Origin of the sequence: Bifidobacterium pongonis (assembly GCF_019331805.1) — a bacterium.
Taxonomy (GTDB): Bacteria; Actinomycetota; Actinomycetes; order Actinomycetales; family Bifidobacteriaceae; genus Bifidobacterium; species Bifidobacterium pongonis.
The window spans coordinates 1-3,799 of the sequence record NZ_JAHBBE010000067.1 but is presented as its reverse complement, the minus strand read 5'-3'; the positions used below and the strand labels follow the sequence as shown (position 1 = coordinate 3,799).

Here is a 3,799-nt window from a genome sequence, read left to right as displayed (position 1 = left end):
CCGCCGAACGGGTCCACGAATTCCAGGTCGGGCACGCGCAGCGCCATGGCGTTCACGGTGAAATCGCGGCGCGACAGGTCGCCTTCCAGCGTGTCGCCGTACGCCACTTCGGGTTTGCGTGAATCCGGGTTGTACGCGTCCGTACGGTATGTGGTGACCTCCACCTGCACTTCGGTGCCGTCGGGGCGGCGTCGCATCGCACCCAGCGTGCCGAATTTACGCCCCATATCCCAGAAACCGTCGTGCCCGAACCTGCGCAGAATCGGCTCGAACTGTTCGGGGCGCGCCGAGGTGCAGAAATCAAGATCATGGCTGCGTCGATGCAGCAGCAGGTCGCGCACCGGACCGCCTACCAAGGCCAGTTCGTAGCCTTCCGCGGCGAACATCTTGCCCAGTTCCATGGCCTCCGGCCATACTTCGAAATTCACGTGGAACCTTTCCCATCATGTCTTTTTTACTGCCAACAAGCATAACCGTTACCCTATATCCACACGGGTTTGAGTAAGGTAGGAAACATGATTACTCCCGCGGACCTGGCCCGCATGCTTCAGCATGCCGACGATGCCGCGGTCAACCATGCCCAAAACTATCCCGGCGAGGAGCGTCCGTTGTGGACTTCCGAGTCCGCGCCTGCCGGCGAATCCGGCACCCGATTCGAGTTCGCCTCGATTTCGGCGGTCGGCGCCACGGTCGGCACGGCACACACGCAGTCGAGCCCCACGCCGGCCATCATGCCGCAGAAACGCACCACGGACGGTCCTACGACCTTCGCGTCCCTCGACGCCCAGGAGCTTCCGGTTGTGCGTGAATATTCGGCTGGAGGTTTGGTGTTCGACGCCAAGGGGCGTGTGGCGATCATCGCAAGACATTCGCGCAGCGGTCATTTGGAATGGTGCCTGCCGAAGGGGCATATCGAGAAGGGCGAGACCCCTCAGCAGACCGCCGTGCGTGAAGTGCATGAAGAAACCGGCATTCTGGGCGAGGTGGTCGATTCCATCGCCACCATCGACTATTGGTTCACCGGGACCTCGCAGCGCGTGCACAAGCTGGTGCATCATTTCGCGCTGCGCCAGATAGGCGGCACCCTCACCGTGGAAGGCGATCCGGATCACGAGGCGGAGGATGCCATCTGGGTGGATTTCAAGGATCTGGACGATGTGCTCAGTTATCCTAATGAACGTAAAATCGTGTGGCTCTACGCCAAAAAAATGAATAGGCAGGCGGAAGCGTGAGGCAAAGCGCCCCCAGTGTGCTGCGACGCAGCATCATCGGTATACTCAGCGCGATTCTGTTCGTCACCTGCGGTTTGGCTTGCGTGCAACCGCGGGCCGTCGCGGCGGAATCGCAGACCACGACGACGGAAAGCGACAGACGAGAGCAGGTGCTTTCCTTATCCGAGGCGACGGCGGTCGTCACGGATACGTCCGGGTACCATCTCAAGGTCACGATCACGAACACCAGCGATGAGCAGTGGAGTGCCGGCCGGTTGTCGTTGACCGTCAATTCCGGGTATACGTTCACGTCGCGTACCGACATGCAGGAGTGGGCGCAGTCGCAGAACATGATTCCCACACCGAACGAGATCGGCACCGTGCAGGTCCAGCCGCTCTCCCCCGGTCAAAGCACGACGGTCAGCATCAATGCCAAAGCAGATAACGAGGCACTCAAAAGCATCATGGCCTGGGGCCCCAAACCGCTTCTGGCCGTCTACTCGCATGATGACGAGGATGAGGGCCTGCGCAGCTTCCTGACGCGCTCCACGGCCGGGCTTAATACCATCCAGACGCCCGCCATGCGCATCACGATGGTTGCGCCGCTGGCGTCCGAGCACTGGCAAGTGTCGAACGATACCCTGACCTCGATGGTGAAGAACCGCGTCGACACCGACAACAGCGCTTCCGACGCCGCGAAGAACACCGGAACCGCCAACACCGCGAACAGCGCGGGCACCACGAACACCAAGACTTCCGGCAATGGCAACAGCAGCGGCAGCGGTTCCGAAGCGGTGACATTGGCCGGCGATCATACGCGCTTCGACCGTTCCCTCAACGACGTGCTGACCAAGCATCCCAAGTTGCAGACCGTCGCCGACCCCGCGTATCTCGACGCATTGAACATCCCGCCGAAGGTGTCCGCGCTCATGCAGCCGGCGGCGTTCGACATCACCTCCTACGCGGCGCGCAACGATGCGCAAAGCTATGAGAACGCGGGCGTGGGGAGCGACATGTGGAGCGCCAGCGCCGCCGTATCGCAGTATCGCAACGCCATCGGCGACGCCAAGGCCAACGCGTCCACCGTCGCATGGCAGGGCCGTGGGCATTGGACGCTGCAGGCGCTTACCGAAGCACGCAGGCAGGGCTACACCACCGTCATTTCCACCGCCGATTTCGAATCCGATGACAACGACACCGTACGTACCGGAACCAATGTGGTTTCCACCGATGCGGGTGATGTCACCGTTCTGGTGGAGCAGCGCGAACTGAGCCGACTCGCCCAGGGAACCGCGACCAGCCGTAAGGCACGCGCCGAATCCAGCGAAGCCGGCCGACTTGCCCGTTTCGTCGCGCAAAGCGCGTTCTACCAGATGGAACAGCCGTACACGGAACGCAATCTGCTCGTCAATTTCGGCTTCAATGCCAGCTCCGCCACTTTGGATTCCTTCATGAGCGCGGTCGAATCCTCCACGTGGCTGGAAGCCACCGATCTGGAAACCTTGGGCAAGGCGACCCCGCAGGCCACCGGCGACGAGGCGGCCGATAATGCGCCCACCGAAAGCGGCATCAGCCAAAGCAAGGCCGCGTCCCTGGAATCCACCATCGCCACATTGAGCGCGAATCGGGCCGCCATCGTACGATTCCGCGACGGCATCATGACCGGCGGCTCCGACGATGGCCGGAAGGCGTGGATCAACCGCATCCTCACCGCGCAAAGCACCATGGCATTGCATGCCTTCACCTCGAACGGCTCCGATACGGCATCGTCCGCGGCCATGGTCTCCGGCTCGCAGCAACTTTCCGACGCCCTGCTCAACAGCATTTCCCTCGCCCCATCCGAAACCATCACCATGGTGTCGGAAACGGCCACCATGCCGGTGACCGTGAGCAATGCCACGCCATTCTCCGTCGAGGTGAACATCTCATCGATCACCGATTCGTCCGAGATCGCCACGTCGAGACGCACCACGATCAAGGTTCCGGCGCATTCCGAAGCGCAGGCGACCTTCCGTCTGCGTGCCGCAACATCCAGTTCGGCGACCGCGACCATCACCTTGGAGGACCGTTCCAACGTCGCCTTCGGGCAACCCCAGCAGACGGCCATCTCCTGCATCCTGAAGATCAGCGACATGACCGGTTTCATCATCATCGGCGCGGCAGTAGTCCTTGGACTCCTTGGACTTTGGCGACAGTTCCACCGGAAGAAGGATCCTGACGAATGAGTTCGAACGTAGGCCGTAATTCACTCATCATGGCTTCCGGAACGCTGGTTTCGCGCGTCACCGGCCAGTTCCGCACCATCCTGCTCGCGGCATGCCTGGGCACCACCGGTGTCGCCGCAAACGCGTACCAGACCGGTGCGATGATCCCGCAGGTGTTGTTCACCGTCATTTCCGGCGGCATCTTCAACGCCGTGCTGGTACCGCAGATCGTCCGCACGCTGAAGATGGAGGACGCGCAGGAGCGTCTGAACAAGCTCATCACGGTGTCCATCACCCTGCTGCTGGCCATGACGCTGCTCATGATGGCGGGCACGCCGCTGCTCACCATGCTGTATCTGGATTCCAGCTGGGGGCCCGCGCAGC

3 protein-coding genes and 1 pseudogene are annotated in these 3,799 nt (G+C 61.9%); 3 read left to right on the top strand and 1 reads right to left on the bottom strand.

The window, feature by feature from the left end:
• Positions 1–428, bottom strand: a pseudogene (locus tag KIH75_RS09880) (CCA tRNA nucleotidyltransferase); the annotation flags it as partial.
• 87 nt (positions 429–515) lie between these two features.
• Here KIH75_RS09880 and KIH75_RS09875 point away from each other — a divergent pair.
• The 3 genes from KIH75_RS09875 to KIH75_RS09865 all read left to right on the top strand — a co-directional run.
• A complete protein-coding gene (locus tag KIH75_RS09875) occupies positions 516–1,232 on the top strand; it encodes an NUDIX hydrolase (protein WP_219056531.1) in 717 nt (238 codons plus the stop codon).
• A gap of 17 nt (positions 1,233–1,249) precedes the next feature.
• Positions 1,250–3,436, top strand: a complete 2,187-nt coding sequence (locus KIH75_RS09870; RefSeq protein ID WP_219056530.1) for a DUF6049 family protein — start codon at positions 1,250–1,252, stop codon at positions 3,434–3,436.
• On the top strand, positions 3,433–3,799 hold a 367-nt coding region (locus KIH75_RS09865), incomplete at its 3' end, for a lipid II flippase MurJ (protein ID WP_274608114.1). The genes KIH75_RS09870 and KIH75_RS09865, both read left to right, overlap by 4 nt.

Excerpts from the sequence above, each read along its gene's own strand:
- KIH75_RS09875 (WP_219056531.1), top strand. The coding sequence starts at position 516 with ATGATTACTCCCGCGGACCTGGCCCGCATGCTTCAGCATGCCGACGAT.